Annotated in this window: 22 protein-coding genes and 3 other annotated features (1 of these 25 running past the window's edge); of the genes, 4 read left to right on the top strand and 18 right to left on the bottom strand. The window is 39.0% G+C overall.

The window, feature by feature from the left end; genetic code table 11:
• Positions 1-49: 49 nt before the first annotated feature.
• The 11 genes from NQZ71_RS07190 to NQZ71_RS07140 all read right to left on the bottom strand — a co-directional run bounded on the left by NQZ71_RS07190 (position 50) and on the right by NQZ71_RS07140 (position 14,126).
• On the bottom strand, positions 50-1,012 hold the full coding sequence (locus tag NQZ71_RS07190; protein WP_144456516.1) for an electron transfer flavoprotein subunit alpha/FixB family protein: 963 nt from the start codon (positions 1,010-1,012) through the stop codon (positions 50-52).
• A gap of 16 nt (positions 1,013-1,028) precedes the next feature.
• A complete protein-coding gene (locus tag NQZ71_RS07185) occupies positions 1,029-1,769 on the bottom strand; it encodes an electron transfer flavoprotein subunit beta/FixA family protein (RefSeq protein ID WP_144456518.1) in 741 nt (246 codons plus the stop codon).
• Between the two features lie 5 nt (positions 1,770-1,774).
• Positions 1,775-3,457: a long-chain-fatty-acid--CoA ligase gene (locus tag NQZ71_RS07180; RefSeq protein ID WP_186304110.1), complete on the bottom strand. Its 1,683-nt coding sequence runs from the start codon at positions 3,455-3,457 to the stop codon at positions 1,775-1,777.
• A 158-nt stretch (positions 3,458-3,615) separates the two neighbouring features.
• Entirely contained in the window at positions 3,616-4,023 is a 408-nt protein-coding gene (locus NQZ71_RS07175) for a DUF350 domain-containing protein (protein WP_144456522.1), read from the bottom strand.
• A gap of 31 nt (positions 4,024-4,054) precedes the next feature.
• Positions 4,055-6,403 (bottom strand): endonuclease MutS2, encoded by a 2,349-nt coding sequence (locus NQZ71_RS07170; protein WP_317011574.1) that lies wholly within the window; start codon positions 6,401-6,403, stop codon positions 4,055-4,057.
• A 60-nt stretch (positions 6,404-6,463) separates the two neighbouring features.
• Positions 6,464-8,185, bottom strand: coding sequence for a DNA polymerase/3'-5' exonuclease PolX (gene polX / locus NQZ71_RS07165; RefSeq protein WP_260053825.1), 1,722 nt, complete (start codon positions 8,183-8,185; stop codon positions 6,464-6,466).
• 161 nt (positions 8,186-8,346) lie between these two features.
• Complete coding sequence (locus NQZ71_RS07160; RefSeq protein WP_127737113.1) at positions 8,347-8,889, bottom strand: CvpA family protein; 543 nt, start codon at positions 8,887-8,889, stop codon at positions 8,347-8,349.
• Between the two features lie 9 nt (positions 8,890-8,898).
• Complete coding sequence (gene zapA, locus NQZ71_RS07155; protein WP_144456526.1) at positions 8,899-9,159, bottom strand: cell division protein ZapA; 261 nt, start codon at positions 9,157-9,159, stop codon at positions 8,899-8,901.
• Positions 9,160-9,497: 338 nt separating this feature from the next.
• Positions 9,498-11,912, bottom strand: a complete 2,415-nt coding sequence (gene pheT, locus NQZ71_RS07150) for a phenylalanine--tRNA ligase subunit beta (RefSeq protein WP_144456528.1) — start codon at positions 11,910-11,912, stop codon at positions 9,498-9,500.
• 18 nt (positions 11,913-11,930) lie between these two features.
• A complete protein-coding gene (gene pheS, locus NQZ71_RS07145; protein WP_144456529.1) occupies positions 11,931-12,971 on the bottom strand; it encodes a phenylalanine--tRNA ligase subunit alpha in 1,041 nt (346 codons plus the stop codon).
• An 89-nt stretch (positions 12,972-13,060) separates the two neighbouring features.
• Positions 13,061-13,308, bottom strand: a binding site (T-box leader).
• Between the two features lie 71 nt (positions 13,309-13,379).
• Positions 13,380-14,126 (bottom strand): TrmH family RNA methyltransferase, encoded by a 747-nt coding sequence (locus tag NQZ71_RS07140; RefSeq protein ID WP_144456531.1) that lies wholly within the window; start codon positions 14,124-14,126, stop codon positions 13,380-13,382.
• Between the two features lie 135 nt (positions 14,127-14,261).
• Here NQZ71_RS07140 and sspI point away from each other — a divergent pair, with 135 nt between their 5' ends.
• From sspI to NQZ71_RS07125, 3 genes are all read left to right on the top strand, one after another.
• Positions 14,262-14,468, top strand: coding sequence for a small acid-soluble spore protein SspI (gene sspI / locus NQZ71_RS07135; RefSeq protein WP_127737103.1), 207 nt, complete (start codon positions 14,262-14,264; stop codon positions 14,466-14,468).
• Between the two features lie 351 nt (positions 14,469-14,819).
• Positions 14,820-15,947 carry an AI-2E family transporter gene (locus NQZ71_RS07130; protein ID WP_127737101.1) on the top strand — a complete coding sequence of 376 codons (1,128 nt, stop codon included), beginning with the start codon at positions 14,820-14,822 and terminating at the stop codon, positions 15,945-15,947.
• A gap of 151 nt (positions 15,948-16,098) precedes the next feature.
• A complete protein-coding gene (locus NQZ71_RS07125) occupies positions 16,099-16,638 on the top strand; it encodes a hypothetical protein (RefSeq protein WP_260053727.1) in 540 nt (179 codons plus the stop codon).
• Between the two features lie 40 nt (positions 16,639-16,678).
• On the opposite strand, the gene NQZ71_RS07120 is transcribed toward NQZ71_RS07125, so the two are convergent.
• Positions 16,679-17,761 carry a M42 family metallopeptidase gene (locus NQZ71_RS07120; RefSeq protein WP_144456535.1) on the bottom strand — a complete coding sequence of 361 codons (1,083 nt, stop codon included), beginning with the start codon at positions 17,759-17,761 and terminating at the stop codon, positions 16,679-16,681.
• A 238-nt stretch (positions 17,762-17,999) separates the two neighbouring features.
• On the opposite strand from NQZ71_RS07120, the gene NQZ71_RS07115 reads away from it, so the two are divergent.
• On the top strand, positions 18,000-18,353 hold the full coding sequence (locus NQZ71_RS07115; RefSeq protein WP_144456537.1) for a sigma-w pathway protein ysdB: 354 nt from the start codon (positions 18,000-18,002) through the stop codon (positions 18,351-18,353).
• Between the two features lie 14 nt (positions 18,354-18,367).
• Here NQZ71_RS07115 and NQZ71_RS07110 read toward each other — a convergent pair whose 3' ends face one another.
• The 6 genes from NQZ71_RS07110 to thrS form a co-directional block, all read right to left on the bottom strand.
• On the bottom strand, positions 18,368-18,967 hold the full coding sequence (locus NQZ71_RS07110; RefSeq protein ID WP_144456539.1) for a TVP38/TMEM64 family protein: 600 nt from the start codon (positions 18,965-18,967) through the stop codon (positions 18,368-18,370).
• A 62-nt stretch (positions 18,968-19,029) separates the two neighbouring features.
• Complete coding sequence (locus NQZ71_RS07105) at positions 19,030-19,305, bottom strand: DUF1294 domain-containing protein (RefSeq protein ID WP_144456541.1); 276 nt, start codon at positions 19,303-19,305, stop codon at positions 19,030-19,032.
• A gap of 75 nt (positions 19,306-19,380) precedes the next feature.
• Positions 19,381-19,737, bottom strand: a complete 357-nt coding sequence (gene rplT, locus NQZ71_RS07100) for a 50S ribosomal protein L20 (RefSeq protein ID WP_144456543.1) — start codon at positions 19,735-19,737, stop codon at positions 19,381-19,383.
• Positions 19,738-19,762: 25 nt separating this feature from the next.
• The gene (gene rpmI / locus NQZ71_RS07095) at positions 19,763-19,963 is read right to left on the bottom strand and encodes a 50S ribosomal protein L35 (protein WP_127737089.1); all 201 of its coding nucleotides are present in this window, start codon (positions 19,961-19,963) and stop codon (positions 19,763-19,765) included.
• A 17-nt stretch (positions 19,964-19,980) separates the two neighbouring features.
• Positions 19,981-20,484 carry a translation initiation factor IF-3 gene (gene infC, locus NQZ71_RS07090; protein WP_127737087.1) on the bottom strand — a complete coding sequence of 168 codons (504 nt, stop codon included), beginning with the start codon at positions 20,482-20,484 and terminating at the stop codon, positions 19,981-19,983.
• Between the two features lie 153 nt (positions 20,485-20,637).
• Positions 20,638-20,778, bottom strand: a sequence feature (ribosomal protein L20 leader region).
• Positions 20,779-20,946: 168 nt separating this feature from the next.
• Complete coding sequence (thrS, locus tag NQZ71_RS07085) at positions 20,947-22,878, bottom strand: threonine--tRNA ligase (RefSeq protein WP_144456545.1); 1,932 nt, start codon at positions 22,876-22,878, stop codon at positions 20,947-20,949.
• A gap of 75 nt (positions 22,879-22,953) precedes the next feature.
• Positions 22,954-23,064 (bottom strand) — a binding site (T-box leader) (it continues 139 nt past the right edge of the window).

Genomic DNA, 23,064 nt, shown 5'->3' with positions numbered 1-23,064 from the left:
TGCTTCAGCATCTATTCAGACCTTTTAACCAGCGCTTGCATCTTTCTCTCTATAGTAAATCTAGCTCTTTCTTCAATAAGGGCAGAACTTCAAAAACATCCCCAATAATTCCATAATCAGCGTTTTGAAAAATCGGTGCTTCCGCATCGTTATTAATAGCAATAATCATTTCAGCAGCTGTTACACCAACAAGATGCTGGATGGCTCCAGATATTCCACAAGCAATATACATTTTTGGTGCAACCGTCTCTCCTGTTTGCCCAATTTGATTAGCGGCATCACAAACTCCAATTTCAACAGCTCCGCGGGACACTCCAACTGTTCCTTTTAAAGTTTTTGCAAGCTCCTGAACAAGGCTGTAGCCTTTCTCATTTTGCACGCCTCTTCCTGCAGCTGCAATTACTTTAGCATTTGCCAGCTCTTCCTTTCCAGTATGTTTTTTCTCAAGCCTGACTAAGGAAAAGGAAGGTTCCTTAACAGTCGGATGGATTGTTTCTAATTTCCCCTTTTTCTTCTGAAGCCTGTTATTTGCTTTCCAAGCCTTTTGCTTTATGCTGAGAATGCAAGGTGTGTTTGTTTGTACCTTTTCTAGGACATTACCAGAAAGAATTTGCCTAGTGACTAGTAATGCGTTTGTTTTTTCTACTGCCACTATATTTGACACATGAGGAAGATTGATTTTTTCTGATAAAGCTGCAGCAAGGGTTTTACCCAAATCTGTTTGGCCAAACAGCAGGAAGGAAGGCTGCTCCGCTTCAGCTGTTTGCTGGATTAATGGAAGCAAGCTTTCGGGCTCTAGTCGTGATAAGCGGCTGTTTTTCATATACAGGACTCTGTCTGCATCATGATATAAAAGGTTTTCAGCCAACTCCTCTTCTTCCTCATCCCCAAAAACGAGGACAATGATTTCGCCAGTACCTGAAATTTCTTGAGCTGCTTCTATACATTCCAATGTGACAGGATGAAGTTTTTCCCGTCTTTTTTCTGCGATAATGACAATTTTCCCATCCATTATACTTCCCCTCCCGTCACTCTTGTATATGCTCTTTAATCAGTTTCGCCAATTCACTCACCTGTTCGGGCAGCTCCCCTTGCAGTATGATCCTTTTTCTGTCAGCAACAGGAAAACGGAAGCTATGTGACTGGATATCAATCTGTTCTAATGAAGCGGTTCTTTTTTCTAATGGCTTTTGTTTAGCTCTCATAATGTTTGCGAGAATTGGCAATCGCGGTTTATGCAGTCCTTGTGGAATTGTTAGCAAAACAGGGAACGAGCCTTTGTATGTCTCTAAATCACCGTTGCTTTCCTTTGTGACAAATACAGCCCCTTTATCTAATTCGATTCTTTCTGCCTTTGTTATGATAGGCAGCTCCAAAATGGCTGCGACTCTTGGTCCCACTTGTCCGGACCCTCCATTTGTGGAGAAATCGCCTGCTAGGATTAGGTCAAATGATAGGTCCTTTATATTCTGGGCAATGATTTTAGCAATGGAAGACGGCTCCAAGCTTCCTTCTGTCTGTATAAGAAGTGCGCTATCTGCACCCATTGCAAGTGCTCTTCTAAGATGCTTCTCTGCATCCTGATGATGTACTGCTACAATGGTAATACTTCCTCCATAAGTCTCTTTCAGCAGCAATGCTTCTTCAAGCGCAGCCTCATCTGGTGGATTAATTGCTTCTTTTATGTTTTTGTCCAAAATCTGCCCGTTTTCAATCGTAATTGGCTGATTTGCCTCCACAACGATGGAAAGCAAGACGATGATGTTCATCCCCACTATCTCCCTTCTTCTGTTCCATTCTCTTTCAATTCTCTTCTTAAAATTTTGCCAATTGCCGATTTTGGCAATTCTTTACGGAACTCATATATTCGCGGTACTTTAAATGAGGCAATTCTCTCCCTCATATATTTATTCAGCTCATCTTCAGATGTTTGTGCTCCTTCTTTTAATACAATAAAAGCCTTCACTGTTTCCCCGCGATAGGAATCCTTCACCCCAACAACTGCCGCTTCCTGAACTGCAGGGTGCTCATATAATACCTCTTCCACTTCGCGTGGATAGATGTTAAAGCCACTTGCGATAATCGTGTCCTTTTTCCGGTCCACAATATAGAAATAGCCTCGTTCATCCATGTAACACAGGTCACCTGTATATAGCCAGCCATCCTTTAAAACAAGCTCTGTTTCGTCTGGATTATTCCAATAGCCTTTCATTACTTGTGGTCCCTTCACTGCCAATTCACCAATTTCACCATGAGGCAGCTCTTCCCCTGTTTCTGGAGAGAACACAGCAGCATCTGTACCAGGCCAAGGCACTCCAATGCTTCCTTTGACAATTTCATGATCCCAGACAAAATTAACATGTGTTACTGGTGATGCTTCAGTTAGCCCATAACCTTCGACAAGCTTCCCACCAGTCTTTTCTTCAAAGCGGTCAATAATCTCCTTAGGTAGTGGAGCAGAACCGCTTATTGCGGCAACAATAGAGGATAAATCATATTTATTGATGTCCGGATGGTTTAAGAGGCCAATATAGATTGTCGGTGCCCCTGGAAAAACAGTTGGTTTTTGTTTTTCAATCGTCTTTAAAGCAGTAGTGGCATCAAATTTCGGTAGTAGAATCATCTGATAAATTTCCATTACAGAAAGGACGAGAACTGTCATCATGCCATAAACATGAAAGAGAGGCATAATTGCTAGCAGCTTTTCCTTGCCTTTTTCGAGCTTATACAGCCATTGACGGCACATAGACGTATTTGCAACAAGGTTTTGGTGTGTCAGCATAACACCTTTTGGAAATCCTGTTGTACCCCCAGTGTACTGAATGATTGCTAAGTCTTCTTCAAAGTCGATGCTGATCTCTTTTAAGTCTGCTGTTGGCAAGCTCCAAATATTTTTCAATAAATGGGTATTTCCTTCATGCTTAACATTAGGGATATAACCATACTCTTTCTTTTGGATAAATGGGTAAAATAGATTTTTAGGGAATGGAAGAAATTCACTGATGGAGGTAACAAGAATTTGCTCTACACTTGTCATTTCTTGTACACTTTTCACGCGATTATATAGGATATCGAGGGTAATAATTGCTTTTGCGCCTGAATCGTTGAGTATAAATTCTATTTCTCTTTCTTTATAAAGTGGATTAACTGGTACTACAATGGCGCCTGCAAGCATAATAGCATAAAAGCTAATGACCGTTTGCGGGATATTGGGAAGCATGACTGCAACCCTGTCTCCTTTTGTGATTCCTGTTTCTTGCAGATATGCTGCGAGGTTTCTCGCTTTTTCAAATGTTTGTTTAAAGGTTAATTCCTTCCCCATAAAGTGAATGGCTTTATGCTTCGGATATTCCTTTGCTGCGTTACGTAAAAGCTGTGGCAAGGTTTCTGCTTTATAATAGACATTCTTGGCTGTTTCACCTGGATAAAGCGCCAGCCATGGTTTTTCCGTTTCCAAACCGACTCCTCCTAACATATAATAAATTGTACTAGCTTATTATATGGCGGGGAGGTACCAATGGATATATAAAATAAGCCCAAAATAAAAAAGGGCAGTTTCCGTTTATAAAAAAGAAGACCTGTTCCAAAATGGAACAGGTCTTCTTTTTTATGTGCTTAGGATATTCCTGCACCTATAATATAAGATAAGCCGATGGAAATAATCATGGAAATAAGGCCAACCGCCCTGTTATCATTTTTTATTTCCTCATCAATTTTGAATTTTGGTGTTAAAAACTCAAAGATGAAATAGCCGATTAGCAATAGGAAAAAACCGAATATTCCCCAAACAATCATTGTCAGCAATGAGTCATTTTGCATGATGGAATGCCTGAACACGTTCGCTATCCCAAATATCTTTCCGCCTGTTGCCATCGCAACAGCGACATTCCCTTTTTTTATTTCTTCCCAGTTATTGTATTTTGTCACCAGTTCAAACACAGCTAAAAACACAACAATGCTAAGGATTACAACACTATAATCGCCAGCGGTGTTCACATATTCATTACTCCAAAAGGAATTCATCTGGCATCTCCTCTCCTATTTCTAAAAACTCTTATCTAAGCTCAACAACCGTAACGCCACTGCCGCCTTCTCCTGCCTCACCGAAGCGGATACTTTTGACAGAACGGTGGTTTTTCAAGTATTCCTGCACACCTGTCCGTAATGCACCTGTTCCCTTACCATGTATGATGGATACTCTTGGATAGCCTGCAAGCAAACTGTCATCAATGTATTTTTCCACACGTGCTAACGCATTTTCATATCTTTCCCCGCGAAGATCCAGTTCAAGGCTTACATGGAAGTCTTTACCTCTGATTGTTGCCAGTGGTTTTGTTTCAACCACTTTAGGTGCTTTAATAAATTCCAAGTCACGCTCTTTTACTTTCATCTTCATAATGCCGATTTGAACTTGCCACTCTTTAGCAGAAACCCTTTCAATGAGCTGACCCTTTTGATCGAATGTCAGCACCTTAACTTCATCGCCAGGCTGGAATTCATGACTCGTTTTTGCTGCTTCTTTTCGTTTGATAGCAGTCTTTGGAGCAGCATCCTCAAGACGTTTTCTAGCGTCAATCAGTTCATGCTCTTTAATTTCTGCCCGTTTTTCCAGCTGCATCTTCCGCAAATCAGAAATAACCGTTTCTGCTTCTGCTCGCGCATTTTCAACGATATCTGCTGCTTTTTTCTTCGCCTTTTCTTCAAGCGCTTCTTTTTTCTCATAATACTCCATAACCTGCTTTTGCAAGTCACGGTGCAGCATGTCTGCCTGTTTCAGTAATTCTGCTGCTTCTTTATGCTCGATTTCCGCTGCTCTGCGGCTTTCCTCGAGAGATGCGATCATATTTTCGATTTTGTTAGTTTCATCACTCACATGAGATCTGGCTGTTTCGATAACATCCTCTTTTAAGCCAAGGCGCTTCGAAATTTCAAAGGCATTGCTTCGGCCAGGCACACCGATTAACAGCCTGTAGGTTGGGCTTAATGTCTCTACATCAAATTCAACACTAGCATTCACTACCCTTTCCCTGTTATAGCCATAAGCCTTCAGTTCTGGATAATGGGTAGTCGCTATTACTCTTGCTCCCTGTTTGTTAACTTCGTCTAGGATGGAAATGGCAAGTGCTGCCCCTTCCTGTGGATCTGTTCCTGCACCAAGCTCATCAAACAGCACAAGACTATTGCTGTTTACGTCTTCTAAGATACTCACGATATTAACCATATGGGAGGAGAATGTACTTAATGATTGCTCGATGGACTGTTCATCGCCAATATCTGCATAAACTGCCTCAAACACACCCATTTCGGATTCATCAAGTGCTGGTATTTGCAAGCCCGCTTGTGCCATTAATGTGCAAAGTCCAACTGTTTTCAGTGTTACTGTTTTACCACCTGTGTTCGGTCCTGTAATAACAATAGCGGAATACGTATCACCTAAGGCAACATCATTTGCTACAACCTGATCAAGTGGAATTAACGGATGTCTTGCTTTAAAAAGATTAATTCTTCTTTCATTATTTATCTTTGGTTTCGTGCCTTTAATCCGTTGACCGTATTTTGCTTTTGCAAACATAAAGTCAATGTCCTTTAGTATTTCTACAATAGACAGAAGTTCTTCACGATGCTCTGCTACAAGCACCGTTAGCTGTGCCAAAATCCTGTCTATTTCCTGTTGTTCCTTTACACGGATTCCTGAAAGTTCATTATTCAGGGTTACAACAGATTGGGGCTCTATAAACAATGTTTGGCCAGAGGCACTTTGATCGTGGATTATTCCTCCATAATGACCTCTGTATTCTTGTTTTACTGGAATAACATAACGGTCATTCCGGATAGTAATGATTGTATCTGACAGCATCTTAGCAGCACTAGATGAACGTATCATACTTTCCAGCTTTTCTCTGACCTTTGATTCATTCCTTCTTAGCTGATTGCGAAGGGCACGCAGTGCTTCACTAGCGCTATCCATTACACTTCCTTGTTCATCAATTGCCATCTTAATTTCTTCTTCTACCTCTGCAAGGACTATAATTTGCTCAGCGAGCCCAAACAAAATCGGAATTGGCTCATCTTGATGAAATTCCTCTGTGAATCTTTTTATTTGCCTGCTCACATGAACAGTGCTTGCTATTTGATTTAACTCAACAGGGCTAAGCATACCCCCAATGGTTGAGCGTTTAACATGTGGACGAATATCATGGATGCCGCTTAACGGGATATTCCCTCTCATTCGGACTACCTTTGCTGCTTCATCTGTTTCTTCCTGCCATTGCACGACTTCTTCATAATTTGTGGAAGGCATTAACTCAGTTGCTTTTGCCATTCCTAGTGAGGAAGAGACATGCTCTAGCAGTTGACTTTTAATCTTATCAAATTCTAATGTCTTTAACGCTCTTTCTTGCATGGAGTTTTCTCCTTTACCTTTTTTAGCAATGCCATAGTTATGATTTTTTATCATTAAAACTTATTGATGGCGATTCTTTAAAAAATCCAATAGTTTATCTGTTTCCCATGTATTTATCACAGTATCTCTTTTTATCCAGCCTTTTTTTGCTGTTGACACACCGATCCCCATATATGCAAGCTCCTTCGTATGATGGGCATCTGTATTAATGACGAGATGAACTCCCTCATCTTGCGCCATCTTGACATATTCTGCATTTAAATCAAGGCGGTTCGGATTGCTGTTAAGCTCAAGAACTGTATTTGTCTCTTTAGCCAGCTTAATTAAATCCTCCATATCGACTTCATAGCCGTCCCTTTTGCCGATTTTCCTGCCTGTCGGATGTGCAATAATATCGACATTCTTATTACGAAGAGCAGTTCCCAAACGTTCCATTATTTTCTTTTTAGGCTGTGAAAAGGACGAATGAATGGATGCAATAACAATATCCATTTGCTCAAGAAGCTCGTCGTCATAGTCGAGTGAACCATCTGGCAAAATATCCATTTCAACACCTGCAAGAATGGTAATATCATCATACTTCTCATTGAGTGCTTTAATTTTATCTAGCTGCTCTTTCAAACGTTCAGGGGATAAGCCGTTTGCTACCTTCAAATAAAAAGAGTGATCGGTGATTGCCATATATTTGTAGCCGCGCTGTCTATTTGCTTCAATCATTTCTTCGATTGAAAATGCACCATCACTCCAAGTTGTATGCATATGTAGGTCACCTTTGATGTCTTCAAGAGAAACAATTTGCAAGTCTTCTTTGTAATCCTCGACTTCTTTTCCGTCCTCCCGCATTTCTGGAGGAATAAACGGCAACCCGAAATAGTTGTAAAATTCAGCTTCTGTCGAGAATGTTTCCACTTCCCCTGTTTCCGTATCCTCTACACCATACTCACTGATTTTTTTGCCTCGTTCCTTGGCGAGCTGTCTCATCCTTACATTATGATCCTTGCTTCCTGTAAAATGATGAAGTGTTGTTGCAAATTCCTCTGGCTTCACAAGACGGAAATCAATAGATACGTCGAATTCTAATTCAAGAACAATACTTACCTTCGTTTTGCCTGCACCTATGACTTCCTTTATTCCGTTTAAAGCCAGCAATCTATCCTTAACCTCAGACGGTGAATTTGTGGCAATAATAAAGTCTAAATCCTTGATAGTCTCCCGCATTCTTCTTATGCTTCCCGCACGGGAAAACTTTTCGATTTCTGCAATTTTTTCCAGCTCAGATTCAATCGAAAATGCTACCCTGAGCATATAGGCAAGCGGCAAGCGATCTGGTCTTGAACCAAAGCTGTCGAGTGCTTCTAGTATCTTGTCTTCTGTTTTTTTGCCGAAGCCACTAAGTGCTTGCACTTTCTTGTTATGGCAAGCAAGCTTTAAGTCCTCTGCATTTTCAATTCCTAATTCCTTGTAGAGCTTCGCAATTTTTTTGCCGCCAAGACCTGGAAGCTGCAATAGAGGAATTAAGCCTTTTGGTACTTCTTCCTTCAGCTCCTTTAGCACAGAGGACTCTCCTGTTGCGATAAATTCCTCAATCACTCCAGCCGTTCCTTTGCCTATACCAGGCAATGCAGTATAGTCCTCTATTTCCTCAAGTGTATGTTCATTTGTCTCTAATGCTTGAGCTGCTTTTCTGAATGCACTTATTTTAAAGGAGTTTTCTCCTTTTAATTCCATATATATCGCAATTTGTTCTAATTGCCGTACTACATCTTTTTTTGTTGTCATTATAATCACCTACATAATTCTGTTATTGATTAGTATGTTTCCCCTAATTTTGTCAAACAATAATATCATAACATGTTCTGCTGCTTTTCTATAATATGTTGATGCTTAAATTACAACAGAAAAACTCCCCCAGCCTCATTTTGCCGGAAGAGTTTAACTGCCCATTAGGAGCCAACATATTCGAACCATATTTCTTTAATCTTTTCCGAGAAATACGGGGTGTTCTCGATAATGCCTGCTGCAATAAAGGAAGTGTTTAAATGTGTCTGAATAAATTCGACAGGCAGCAGTGCGGCAATATACAGCAAAATAAACAGCACTAAATATGTCTCAACAAAGCCTAATACTGCACCAGCCCAGGTATTAAGCTGTTTAAGAATAGGAAGACTCGCAACGAAATCCACCATGCTTCCGATAATTTGCCAAATTATTTTCACAGCAAAAAAAATCACCGCAAAGGCGATTGCGCGATAAAATACCTCTTCTAAATTCATGCTGCCAAAAAGTCCTTGAACGAAACTGTTCTCACTTGTATTCGTATAAGGTATCCACAAATTTAATTTCTTTGAGAATGGTATATAATATTTCGTTGCCACAATAAAAGCAACGATAAACCCTGTCAAATGAATGATTTGCAGGATAAAGCCTCGTTTCAGTCCTCTCAATAGACCAAAAATCAGCAGAATAATGACGATTATATCTAACATGAACTTTATTCAGCCCTTTTCTCTATTTAATTCATTCTCAAGTTCTTCCACGCGATCTATTAACTTAATATAGTCATTTACAATATTCACAGCTGTCAACACTGCTAATTTATTCAAATCAAGGGATGAATTCTTCCCGTTTATCTCGCGCATTTTTTTGTCTACGATAGAGGCAACCAATCGAACATGATTAGAAGATTCTTGGCCAACTATTACATATTCCGTTCCATATATTTTCACATTCGTACGGTTTTTTTGTACATCTGACACTATATTGCCTCCAATTCTTAAGAATCCTATTCTATATCATACCATGAAGTGACTTTAGGTGGGAAGTCATTGCATGTTAAATGGGGCAAGTTTTACAGCTTCTCCCTATTAAATCGCGCAAAAAAGCTGGCCGTAATGGCCAGCTCTTTTGTTAATGCACTTACTTTTAAAAAGGAAGTTTGTTTTACTATAAAAGATAAATATTGACGTTTGCTTTAGAGATTCCATGTGCTTGCAAAAAGCACTGTGTGGAGGCTCGGCAGTTTCGCAGCAAGTAAGAGTTTCCCCTTGCAGCGTAAATCAATATCCTTCTTTCTTTGATGCTACAAAAATTTGTTTTATCCTCTTAACACTGCTCCTGCTTTTTCTTTAACAGCTTCTAGCACTTTGTCATGTGATTTTGTAATCATTTCATCTGTTAGAGTCTGTTCTGGATCGAAGTATTTCAGAGAGTATGCAATTGATTTTTTGCCTTCTTCCATTTTGTCGCCTTCGTACAGGTCAAATACTTGCACTTCTTTCAAAAGGGAGCCGCCTGCTTCAACGATAATGTTCTGAATGTCGCCAGCTAGAATTGTTGCATCGACAACAAGTGCAATATCTCTTGTTACACTTGGGAATCTTGGAATTGTTGTATATTGCAGCTCGTTTACTTCTGTTGCCAGCAGTTTGCTTAAGTCTAATTCAAAGACATATGTTTCCTTCAAATCAAGCTCGTTTTGTACTTGTGGATGCACTTGGCCTGCGAAGCCGATTGACTCACCGTTGAACAGAATTTCAGCTGTTCTCCCAGGATGCATTCCATCCATTGTTCCGCGCGTAAACTCGATTGACTTAGATACTCCAAGCTTTTGGAAAAGTCCTTCAAGCACACCTTTTAAAACGAAGAAATCGACTGGCTTTTTCTCGCCTTGCCAAACATGAGATACCCAAGAACCAGTAATTGCTCCGGCAACATGCTCTCTTTCTTCTGGAAGCTGATTTTGTTCCGTTTCTAAGAACACAACACCTGTTTCGTACACAGCAAGACTGTCATTTTGACGTGCTGCGTTATACTTAACTACCTCAAGTAGCTGTGGAATAATGCTTTGTCTTAACAATGCTCTTTCTTCACTCATCGGCATTGCCAAACGAACTGGGTTTCTTTTTTCTAGTGCAAACTGCTGCACCTTCTTGTCGCTTGTCAATGCATATGTGATAGCTTGATACAAGCCAGCACCTTCTAGGTATTTGCGAACAGAACGACGCTTCTTCTGATACTCTGTTAATGCTCCAGGGATAGAAGCACCAATTGGCAGAGTTGTCGGGATATCATCATAGCCAAAAAGTCTTGCCACTTCTTCTGTTAAGTCTTCTGGAATAGTAATATCATTTCTTCTCGTCGGAACAGTCACTGTAAAGCTGCCGTTTTCCACAGACGTTTCAAATTGCAGTCTTTTGAAAATATCAGTAACTTCATTTTCTGTTAAAGAAGTTCCCAATACATTGTTCAGCTTCTCTAGTGTAATGGATACAACCTTTGGCTCAGCTTTAAGTGCATCAACTGCTGCCTCACCTTCCAACACATCACCGCCAGCATAAAGCTGCAGCAATTGTGCTGCTCTTTCTGCAGCTTGACGGACACGATTTGGATCAATCCCTTTTTCGTATCTTGCACTTGCTTCACTTCTTAACCCTAATGTTTTAGAAGATTTACGGATAACTCCCGCTTCAAAATATGCAGATTCAAGAAGAACTGTCGTTGTATCATTTTGAACCTCTGAGTTTGCTCCACCCATAACTCCAGCAACAGCCACACCAGTTTCACCGTTTGTAATTAACAGATTATCTTCAGATAATGTTCTTTTCGCATCATCCAATGTAGTAATTGTTTCGCCTGCTTTTGCTCTTCTTACAAGAATTTCCTTTGAGCCAAGACGATCATAGTCAAATGCATGAAGAGGCTGACCGTATTCAAGAAGAATATAGTTCGTGATATCAACAACATTATTATGTGGACGGATACCAGCAGCCATCAGTCTTCCTTGCATCCATAATGGTGATGGAGCAACTTTAACGTTTTTAATAATTTTAGCAGTGTATAATGGAGCATCTTCACTGTTTTCCACTTTAACACTAACATAATCAGATGCTTTTTCTGCTGCTTTTGGATAATCAACTGCAGGAAGCTTTACATCCTTGCTTAACACTGCTGCAACTTCATAAGCAACTCCAATCATGCTTAAGCAATCAGAACGGTTTGGTGTCAATCCTAATTCAAGGACCGCATCATCACGCTGTAAATACTCAAGTGCGTCTCTTCCTACTTCCACATCACTTGGGAATACGAAAATACCCTCTGAGAAATCCTTTGCAACTAGCTTCGATTCAATGCCAAGCTCCGTAAGGGAACAAATCATTCCATTTGATTCCTCACCGCGCAGCTTTGCCTTTTTAATTTTGAAGTTGCCTGGCAGGACTGCTCCAACTTTAGCGACAGCCACTTTTTGACCAGCATCGACATTCGGCGCGCCGCAGACGATTTGTACTGGCTCACCATCACCGACATCCACTAAGCATTTATTTAATTTATCTGCATTCGGATGCTGCTCACGCTCTAGCACATGTCCGATGACGATATTTTTCATGCCTTCATTCAATACTTCAACACCTTCAACCTCAATACCGCTTCTTGTGATGCGATCAGCTAATTCATCTGGTGTTATATCATTTAAATCTATATATTCCTGCAACCATTTATAAGAAACTAACATTTGCTTTCTCCTCCAACCTTAATATTCTGGCACTGAAAATTGTTTTAAGAAACGGATATCATTTGTATAGAAATGGCGAATGTCGTCAACTCCATACTTCAGCATAGCGATACGTTCTGCACCGATTCCAAAGGCAAAACCAGAATATTTCTTCGAGTCAAATCCTGCCATCTCCAGTACATTTGGATGAACCATCCCTGCTCCAAGCACTTCAATCCAGCCAGTGCCTTTACATACACTGCAGCCTGCTCCCTTACAAATACTGCATGAAATATCCACTTCAACAGAAGGCTCTGTGAATGGGAAGAAGCTTGGACGCAGACGGATTTCTCTGTCATTTCCGAACATTTTTTTCGCGAATACTTCAAGTGTACCTTTAAGATCGCTCATACGAATATTTTCATCAATAACAAGTCCTTCAATTTGCATAAATTGATGGGAATGTGTCGCATCATCATTATCACGGCGATACACTTTTCCTGGACAAATAATTTTAACAGGGCCTTTTCCTTTATGCTTCTCCATTGTACGTGCTTGAACTGGTGAAGTATGTGTTCTTAAAAGCAGTTCTTCTGTGATATAGAAGGAATCCTGCATATCTCTTGCTGGGTGGTTTTTCGGCAGGTTCAATGCTTCAAAATTATAGTAATCGACTTCTACCTCTGGACCTTCTTCTACCGTATAGCCCATTCCAATAAATAAATCCTCTACTTCCTCAATAACTCTTGTTAAGGAATGATGATTCCCAACCGCAACTGGACGCCCTGGAAGTGTAATGTCAATTGTTTCAGATGCGATTTTCTTTTGAACCTCTGCTTCTTCCAGCATCTTTTGCTTCTCTTCAATATGGCTTGTAATCTCATCACGAATGACATTGACTAAAGCACCCATTTTCGGACGTTCTTCTGCTGATAATTTACCCATTCCCTTTAATACTTCTGTAATGGGACCTTTTTTGCCAAGATAAGCTACTCTTATGTCATTTAACTCTTTTACGCTTTCACTGGCTGCTATTGCTTTTAAAGCTTCTTCTTGCAGTTCCTTTAATTTCGCTTCCACTGTTCGTTTCCTCCTTGTAATTTTGCATGAATTGCAAAGCTTTGATTCGCTTTACTTTGAATTAGAACATAAAAAAACCCCATCCCTATAAAAGGGACGAGGTTTATGTATTCGCGGTACCACCCTAATTAACCTGAATTTCAGCATTCAAGTTCACTTCATTTGGATAACGGCATAAATGCCGGAACATCTTTACAATTTCATAAAGAAATTGGTCCCGATGCCAACTCAGGAGGTGAACTTCATTCATGCTGCCAGATAAAAATGCTTTCAGTCAAGGCATTTTCTCCCTTTATCAGCAGGGCTATAAACTACTTTTCTCCATCAACGTTTATTCATCATGCAATTTGCCATTATTATAGTATATTTTAAAGCGCATTTCAAACCCATTTTGGATTTAGGCTAGACTCAAACGAAATGATACATTAAAATTCCTGCAGCTACAGCCACATTCAATGATTCACTTTTACCATGAATCGGAATATATAGATTTTTATCAGTTGCTGACAGCACTTCTTTACTTACACCGTTTCCTTCATTACCGACAATCAAGCAAAAGGATTCTGCAGCAGATACTTCTCGGTAATTAACGCCATTTTCCAAGCTTGTCCCATAAACAGAAACTCCCTTTTCCTTTAAGCCTTCTATGAATTTTGGCAGGTTCTGCTTAATAATAGGCAGATGAAAATGGCTTCCTTGTGCAGAGCGGACTACTTTTGGATTGTATATATCGACAGTGCCATCCCCAACGATTACTGCGTCAATTCCTGCAGCATCTGCTGTGCGAATTATTGTGCCAAGATTTCCCGGATCCTGCACCTGATCAAGGGCAATAAAGGACTTACCTGTTAATAATGCCTGCTCATCTCTATATTGCTCACACAGCGCTACAATTCCTTGCGGTGTTTCAGTGTCAGTCAACTGTAAAATAATTTCTTTGGTTACGATTGTAACGGAAATATCTCCATAATCCCAAGCTGGCATTTCTATTTCCTCAGAAATAATTATCTGCTTTATCGCATTTGCTTTGAGCGCCTCTTCCACTAAATGAAATCCTTCGACAAGAAATGTTCCTGTTTTGTCTCTTTCCTTTTTGGTCAGGCATTTTTTCCACTCTTTAACTTGAGGGTTTTTGGCAGAAAGTATATGTTTCAAATTGCATGTCTCCTCACTTAAACTAACCATTGCTTCCTATTTTTTAATTATAGCGTAAAGAATATACATAATAAACGGCAAATGAGAAATGATATAGTGTGGGCTTTCTTATAATAGGAAAAAGGAGTGCTATCCATGAGTTTAAACTTACGAAACGCGATTATCCATAATGTATCAGGTAATTCACAAGACGAGCTAAAAGCAACAATTGTTGACGCTATCCAAAATGGCGAAGAGAAAATGCTACCAGGTCTTGGTGTGCTGTTTGAAGTAATCTGGCAAAATTCTTCTGATCAAGATAAAACAGAAATGCTTCAGACACTTGAGACTGGATTAAAATAAAATTGGGGGAATTTATTCTCCCAGACTTAAGAAAAAGATCAACTGATCCGTAAAGCTTCTTGGCTACATCGTGCAACACAGCCAAGACAAGGATTTCTTCACTTAAAACTAATTCACTATATCACCGTATAGGAGGAGAATTTATTCCTCCTATTTTTTTGCCTCAAAAATTTATTACTTATTTATGAAACTTATTTATTAGTCATTCGTATTTCCTTACTAGCATCCAATTGTAATGTTATAATCTTGGTATATCAGGGTATAATTCTAATAGTTTTTTATGCTATACTACGTTACATATATTTTTACATAGATGCAATGTAATAATTAAAGAAAAAAGGTGAAGATAACTTGACGAAAAAGAAGTTTCATTATTGGCTTTTGCAAGTATTATTGATTGTAGCAATCATATATGTTTGCACAAAAATATCTTTTTTATTCCAGCCTGTAGCTGTATTGTTCACTACTTTGTTTTTCCCCATTATCATCACAGGCTTTTTGTATTTCCTGCTCAACCCGATCGTAAATTTCTTGCAAAAATATAAAGTGCCGAAAACATTAGCTATTATTATTATTTATGTAGTAGTAATAGGATTAATTATTTTAGCTGTCGGCAGTGTCATTCCGCTAATTAGCAAGCAGATCACTGAGCTTTTCAGCAATATTCCAAACTATGCGGATCAAGCTATTAAATTCTTTAATACTTTAAATGATACGAAGCAATACAAATGGCTCCTTAATCAGGAATATGTCACAATGGGCGACATTACCGAAAAGCTGAATGACTATGCTCAAACAATTCCAAGCAGCATAACAAACAGCATTAGTGCCATCATCAGTACGATGACAAATATTACGATAACGATTGTTACTGTTCCTTTCTTGCTCTTTTACAGCTTCAAGGACGGCAGTAAGTTTCCTTCCGCATTATCGAAGTTTTTCCCTGTTTCTTATCGCAAGGAAGCTACAAAAATTCTAAAAGATACTGGTGACACTTTAGCTGCTTATATTCAAGGACAAGTAATGGTTGCCCTGTTTGTAGGTACACTTGCTTTAATTGGTTACTGGATCATTGGTCTTGATTATGCTTTAGTAATGGCATTGATTGTTGCTGTTACTAACATTATCCCATATGTTGGACCACTTATCGGCGGAGCGCCTGCTGTTATTATCGCATTATTTACTTCACCGACACAGGCTCTTTTAGTAATTCTCGTCATTACGATTGCTCAGCAAATCGAAGGTAATATCCTTTCACCACTTATTTTAGGTAAAAGGCTAGATACCCATCCTGCTACTATTATTGTTCTGTTGCTTGTTGCTGGAAACCTTGCAGGCATACTTGGAATGATTTTGGCAGTACCAACCTACGCTGTTGCAAAAACAATTGTCTTAAACATCAATCGATTCTTAAAGGCACGAAAAGCGGCAATATTAAACAATACTCCGCCACCACCACCGCCAATCGATTTAAGTTAATTTAAAACGGTTTGTCCAGTAATCGGGCAAACCGTTTTTGGTTTCTGCCTATCATTTAAAAAGTTTTATTTTTTAGTTCATGATTAACTGCTTTGTGCATATCACTAGTATACCTTTAATCATTTTTCACTTATTAAAAGGAGTGTTCCAGGTGATTGGCTTTTTAATTATTCTATGCGAAATTGCTTTTTGGATATTTGTATTATTGGGGTTGTTTTGCCGGTATATGTGGAAGAAAAAAAAACTAAGTGCAGCTTTTCTTCTCGCCACACCAATTATCGATTTACTTTTAATCACTTTTACGATTATAGACATCAATAAGGGCAGTGAAATCACGGTATTCCATGGGCTGGCTGCTGTTTATATCGGTGTCACAATTGCCTTCGGACACAGTATGATTAAATGGATGGATGCCCATTTCAGCTTCCGGTTTGCAGGTGGAGAAAAGCCTGTAAAAAAATACGGACGGGCGCATGCAATACAAGAGGTGGTTGGTTGGCTGCGCCATCTTGCTGCTTTTGCAATAGGTGCCTGTTTGCTTTATTTCATGACATTATTTATTCCTAAAGAAGAGATAAAAACCTTGCTTTCACTTATTCAAGTATGGACACTTGTCCTTGGTATCGACTTTCTAATCAGTTTCAGCTATTGTCTTTGGCCGAAGAAAAAACCATCTAGTGTTAATAAATAAAAAAAAGAGACCAATTTATTTTCCCTGGTCTCTTTTCTAATTATTTGAATGTTAGTTCTTTCACTGTCTCACTGTCGAGCTTTTTAATAACCTCGATAATAAGCTTAACAGCATTTTCGTAATCATCACGATGGAGCATTGCTGCATGTGAGTGGATATAGCGCGTTGCAATTGTTATAGACAATGCCGGCACACCATTATGTGTTAAGTGTATGGCACCTGAATCAGTGCCTCCCCCAGGCACACTATCAAATTGATAAGGTATATTTTGAGCATCTGCTGTGTCTGTTACTAAATCTCTTAAGCCTTTATGAGACACCATGCTAGCATCATACAAAATAATTTGCGGGCCTTTACCCATTTTACTCAACGCTTCTTTTTCTGTGACGCCAGGTGTATCTCCAGCGATACCTACATCCACGCCGAATGCAATGTCAGGCTGAATTTTCTGCGCTGCCGTTCTTGCACCACGCAAGCCGACCTCTTCCTGAACTGTTCCGACACCATAAACAGTATTAGGATGCTCACTGTCCTTTAAGCCTTTTAGTACATCAATGGCAATGGCACAGCCAATACGGTTATCCCAAGCTTTAGCAAGCAGCATCTTTTCGTTGTTCATAACAGTGAACTCAAAATATGGTACGACCATATCTCCTGGCTTAACTCCCCATTCATGTGCCTCTTCTTTAGAAGCAGCACCGATATCAATAAACATATCTTTAATTTCAACCGGCTTTTTACGGGCTTCTGGAGACAAAATATGCGGCGGTTTTGAACCGATTACACCAGTGATATCTCCTTTGCTTGTTACAATCGTCACACGCTGTGCCAGCATTACTTGTGACCACCAGCCTCCAACTGTCTGAAAGTATAGGAACCCTCTATCATCAATCCTTGTGATCATAAAGCCTACTTCATCCAAGTGGCCAGCCACCATGATTTTCGGACCGTCTTCTTTACCTGTTTTTTTGGCAATAAGACTCCCTAAATTATCTGTCGTCACTTCATCTGCATATGCTGATATGTATTTTTTCATTACTTCTCTTGGTTCTCTTTCATTTCCTGGTATGCCTTTAGCGTCTGTCAGATCTTTAAGCATTGATAATGTTTCATCTAGCTTCATTTTACTTCGACTCCCTTAATATTAATCATTCAAATCATTCTTATTATACTAATAAATTAAAAATCTTCCTAGTATTATGCTGAGATAGTGATGTAATCATTAATATTATGCTTTAAATTCGCTTTTTTAAAAGTCTCTTTCGTATTTTAAAAAATATTTTCTAAAATTTGAAACCTTATTTGTTTCTACACGTATAGAATTAGCTAAAGTTTTATCAAAAAATTTGGAGGCTTTATTTATGATGTTGCTCTTGCGTTTGCTGTTATTGGCTCTTATCATCTTTATTGTTTATCGTATCATTTCATTTGTTGCAAGCCCTGTACGAAGGCTTGAATTTGCTAAAAGAGGCAATAGGTTTTATTTGATTGACAATCGAAAAAATGTCAGAATGAATCTCCTTGTCACTTATAAAGGCTTTTTATTTGAAGGGGAAAAATATGTACACCCCGTTGACAATAAAACGGTAAGCAGGATTTTATTATGGCCGACTGAACCTTATGACACGAAGCTAATGGACGATGATGTCCGCTTTTTGGAGGAATCATTAAAAGCTGTTTACCCTAATTCAAAAATAGACTGGAAAAAATCCTAATAAAAATCAAAAAGCTAAACAGAGTGTTTAGCTTTTTTTTCTTGCTTATCCTCTTTAAAAAACTCATGCCATTTAATAATGGTCATTTTCTCTCGCAAAATATACACTAATACAGCTAATGCAAATAAAATAACAATAATCATCGTTGGTGAAAACTGGCTGATAAACTGCCCAAAAATAGTATAAAAAAAGGCAAGCGGTATATTCGTGGCAAAAGAGGATTTTAAATAATTCTTAAAAGTTTTTGTCCGCTCCAGAAGGCAGAAGTTTAAGAGATGATAATGGATAAAAGGGATTAGCCTTAAAACCGCTACTTGACCTGTTGTAAGATTGCGGTATTCACCGAACCACCTTTTCTTCAAGACACTAAGCTTTTGATGCGTTTTGGGCATTCGGTGAATGACAATATAGAAAAACAGACAGTTTATTGTCAAACCTATGACCGAATAGATGGTTCCAAATGTTACGCCAAAAAGGACTCCACCGGCTATACAAACTAGCATTGGCGGGATGAACAACACTTGCCTTAAGGTATGAAAGAGAATAAACGCTATCGGTGCAAGTACCCCGCCTATTTCTACCATAACAAAAAGCATGGATAATTGATCTTCCATTCTATCACCTTCAGTTTGTGAGAATCATGCTGTTACTTAAGTGTATAGCCAAACCTTCGAATTTATGCTAATTCATTTAATATATATAGGAGTACTACTGTCTCCACTATTGCTAGCATTGGAAGACCCACTTTAAAGGCTGTATGCTTCGTCTTATGGCGAAATTGCTTCATTCCGAGTGTCATGCCTAATGCTCCGAACAAAAAGGCAACAGTCCATAATTGTTTTTCGCTGATCCGATAAGCATGCCTTCTAGCCCGATCCTTATCTATTTTCATAACAAAATATCCGGACAGATTAATAAGAAGCCAATATATACAAATGATTTGGATAGTCATTTTCTTCCTCCTAATCTTTTTTTATAAACAAAAAGAAGGCATTATAAATGCCTTCTTGTTTTAAGCTTAAAAAGCTTATTTAATGTTTTGTTTTGCTACAGTTGCTAATTCAGCAAATGCTTTTTCGTCGCTTACAGCAAGCTCAGCAAGCATTTTGCGGTTTACTTCGATACCAGCAACTTTCAAACCGTGCATTAAACGGCTGTAAGAAAGACCGTTCATGCGTGCAGCTGCGTTGATACGAGTAATCCAAAGTTTGCGGAAGTCGCGTTTTTTCTGACGACGATCGCGGTATGCATACATTAGGGATTTCATAACCTGTTGGTTAGCAACTTTGTATAATGTATGTTTTGAACCGAAATAACCTTTAGCTAATTTAAGAACTTTTTTACGACGTTTGCGTGTAACTGTACCGCCTTTAACACGTGGCATATTATTTCCCTCCTATTTGGAAAAATTACTTAATGTTTACTAATAAATTACGGATGCGTTTGTAATCTCCTGAAGATACAATAGCACCTTTACGAAGCTTACGTTTTTGTTTTGTAGATTTGTTAGCGAATAAATGGCTTGTGTAAGCATGTGAACGTTTTAGTTTACCAGAGCCTGTCTTTTTGAAACGCTTAGCAGCTCCACGGTGAGTTTTCATTTTTGGCATTTCGTATTCCTCCTCGTTTACTTGTCGTTTTTAGGCGCTAAAGTCATGAACATGCTTCGGCCGTCCATTTTCGGGTGTGATTCCACTGTGGCAACTTCTGTACAAGCTTCTGCAAATCGAACTAGTACACGTTGACCAATTTCTTTATGTGTAATGGCACGTCCTTTAAAACGGATAGATGCCTTAACTTTATCGCCCTTTTCCAAGAACTTGATTGCATTGCGAAGCTTTGTATTAAAGTCATGCTCATCAATAGTCGGACTAAGGCGAACCTCTTTGATATTAATGATTTTTTGATTTTTACGTGCTTCTTTATCTTTCTTTTGCTGTTCAAACTTATATTTACCGTAGTCCATAATACGAGCTACTGGTGGTTTGGCATTTGGAGCAACAAGAACTACATCAAGATTTACACGTGTTGCAATTTCAAGAGCTTCAAATTTCGTTTTAATGCCAAGTTGTTCACCGTTTTGGTCAATAAGACGAACTTCTCTAGCACGAATACCTTCATTTAAAATCATATCTTTGCTAATAGTTAAACACCTCCAAGGTTAATTGACGAATACAACGTTCGGGTCAAGAACTTAACAAGAAAAGCTTCGCGATTCTTTTTCAGTGTTAAGTACCAATTGACACTTGACTCCCCAGTTGAAATCGCATATTTGGACTTGCATCCAAAATAAAAAGTGTGGACGATTCAAAAATCACCCACACTTACGATAACCATAGTAAGACCTAAATTGTTTACGTAATACCTGTTAACTACTTGGAATTCGTGTCAATCAGGTGAGAAGCGGGTGCTTCTTCTTTTCCTCAAACTTTATATTCAATTTACCTTAGTAACTATATCACAGACGAAATAGATAAGTCAACGAAAGAATTATCACAACGAAAAAAATTTTATCAAAATTCTTACGTTATTGCAATACTTTTTGCATAATTTCCTGTTTTTTCGGTCTAACTCCGTATTTTGGAAAAGTTTTTTATCTCTTTACTTCAGCCAAAAGACCTTGAAGAAATGCATCGAAAGGAATTGTTTCAGACTTTTGCTCTCCGTATTTACGCACATTGACAGCATTCTCTTCCACTTCTTTATCACCTACAACAAGCATGTAAGGGATTTTTTGCATTTGTGCTTCCCTGATTTTGTAGCCTATTTTCTCGTCACGCTCATCAAGCTCCACACGGAACCCTTGATTTTGAAGCTGCTCTTGTACTTTTTTCGCATAATCAAAATGAACAGATGGCGATACTGGAATCACTTGTACTTGAACAGGTGCAAGCCATGTTGGGAACGCACCTTTATATTCTTCAATCAAGAAGGCAATGAATCTTTCCATTGTTGATACAACACCTCTGTGGATAACAACAGGGCGATGCTGCTTGCCGTCTTCACCTACATATGTCAGATCAAAGCGCTCTGGCAATAAGAAATCAAGCTGCACAGTTGAAAGTGTCTCATCCTTGCCTAATGCAGTTTTAACTTGGACATCAAGCTTCGGACCATAGAATGCTGCTTCTCCTTCTGCTTCGTAGTAATCTAAGCCAAGGTCATCCATTGCTTCTTTCAGCATGCTTTGTGCTTTGTTCCACATGTCATCATCATCGAAATATTTTTCTGTGTCTTGCGGATCACGGTAAGACAAACGGAAAGAATAATCTGTCAGGTTAAAGTCCTTGTAAACATCCAGCACAAGGTTAACAACACGTTTGAACTCATCCTTAATTTGATCAGGACGAACAAAAATATGAGCGTCATTTAAAGTCATCCCGCGAACACGCTGAAGTCCAGATAGGGCACCAGACATCTCGTAGCGGTGCATTGTTCCAAGCTCTGCTATACGAATTGGAAGCTCTCTGTAGCTGTGGATGTCATTTTTGTACACAACCATATGGTGTGGACAGTTCATTGGACGAAGAACAAGCTGCTCATTGTCCATGTCCATAACAGGGAACATGTCCTCTTGATAATGATCCCAGTGACCAGAAGTCTTGTAAAGATCAACACTACCCATGATTGGTGTGTATACATGCTGATAGCCTAGTCTTTCTTCTTTATCAACAATATATCTTTCCAAAATTCGTCTGACTGTTGCACCTTTTGGCAACCACAATGGAAGACCTTGTCCGACTTTTTGAGAAGTCATAAACAAATCAAGCTCTTTACCGATTTTACGGTGATCTCTTTCCTTCGCTTCTTCCAATAAACGAAGATGCTCATTAAGATCTGCTTTTTTGAAGAAGGCAGTTCCATAAATACGCTGCAGCATTTTATTGTCACTATTACCTCTCCAGTATGCTCCTGCAATATTCAATAGCTTGAATTCCTTTAATTTACCTGTAGAAGGCACATGCACACCACGGCAAAGGTCAATAAACTCGCCTTGCTCATATAATGTTACTGTCTCGTCAGCCGGAATTGCTTCAATCAGTTCAAGCTTGTATTCATCATCCATCTCAGTAAAGAGCTTAACCGCATCATCACGGCTTACTTCTTTACGAACGATTTCCAAGTTTTCATTGATGATTTTTGCCATTTCCTTTTCAATTAGAGGCAGATCTTCTGGAGTAAGTGATTTCTCCAAGTCAATATCATAGTAAAAACCGCCTTCAATAACAGGACCTACTCCAAGCTTTACATTTCCATGCAGCCTTTTAATTGCTTGTGCCATCAAGTGAGCAGTACTGTGGCGAAGAATTTCCAACGCCTCTTCTCTTTCAGGTGTAATGATCTCAAAAGAAGCATCTTCATCAATAGGTCTTCTTAAGTCAAATAGTTCACCATTCACTTTACCTGCAAGGGCTTTTTTCTTTAATCCAGGACTAATTGATCCGGCAATTTCTTCTGTAGTTGTACCAGCAGAAAACTCCTTAACCGCTCCATCTGGAAATGTAATTTTTATCATTTCTGACATAACTATTTCCTCCTTCAAATGCTTGTTTATCTCTTCATGCTAAAGGACCAAAACGCAAAAAAACCCGCCCCTGTAGAAAGGGACGAGTTTATATGAAATAATCACGTGGTTCCACCCTAATTCCCGCTTTTTCCTTTCAAAGGTAAAAAACGGCTTAGAAAACAGATAACGGCTGCCTCCGTTAAC

Origin of the sequence: Niallia taxi, from assembly GCF_032818155.1 — a bacterium.
Taxonomy (GTDB): Bacteria; Bacillota; Bacilli; order Bacillales; family Cytobacillaceae; genus Niallia; species Niallia taxi_A.
Note: the sequence above shows the minus strand (reverse complement) of the source record. Positions and strands in the feature narration are given on the sequence as shown.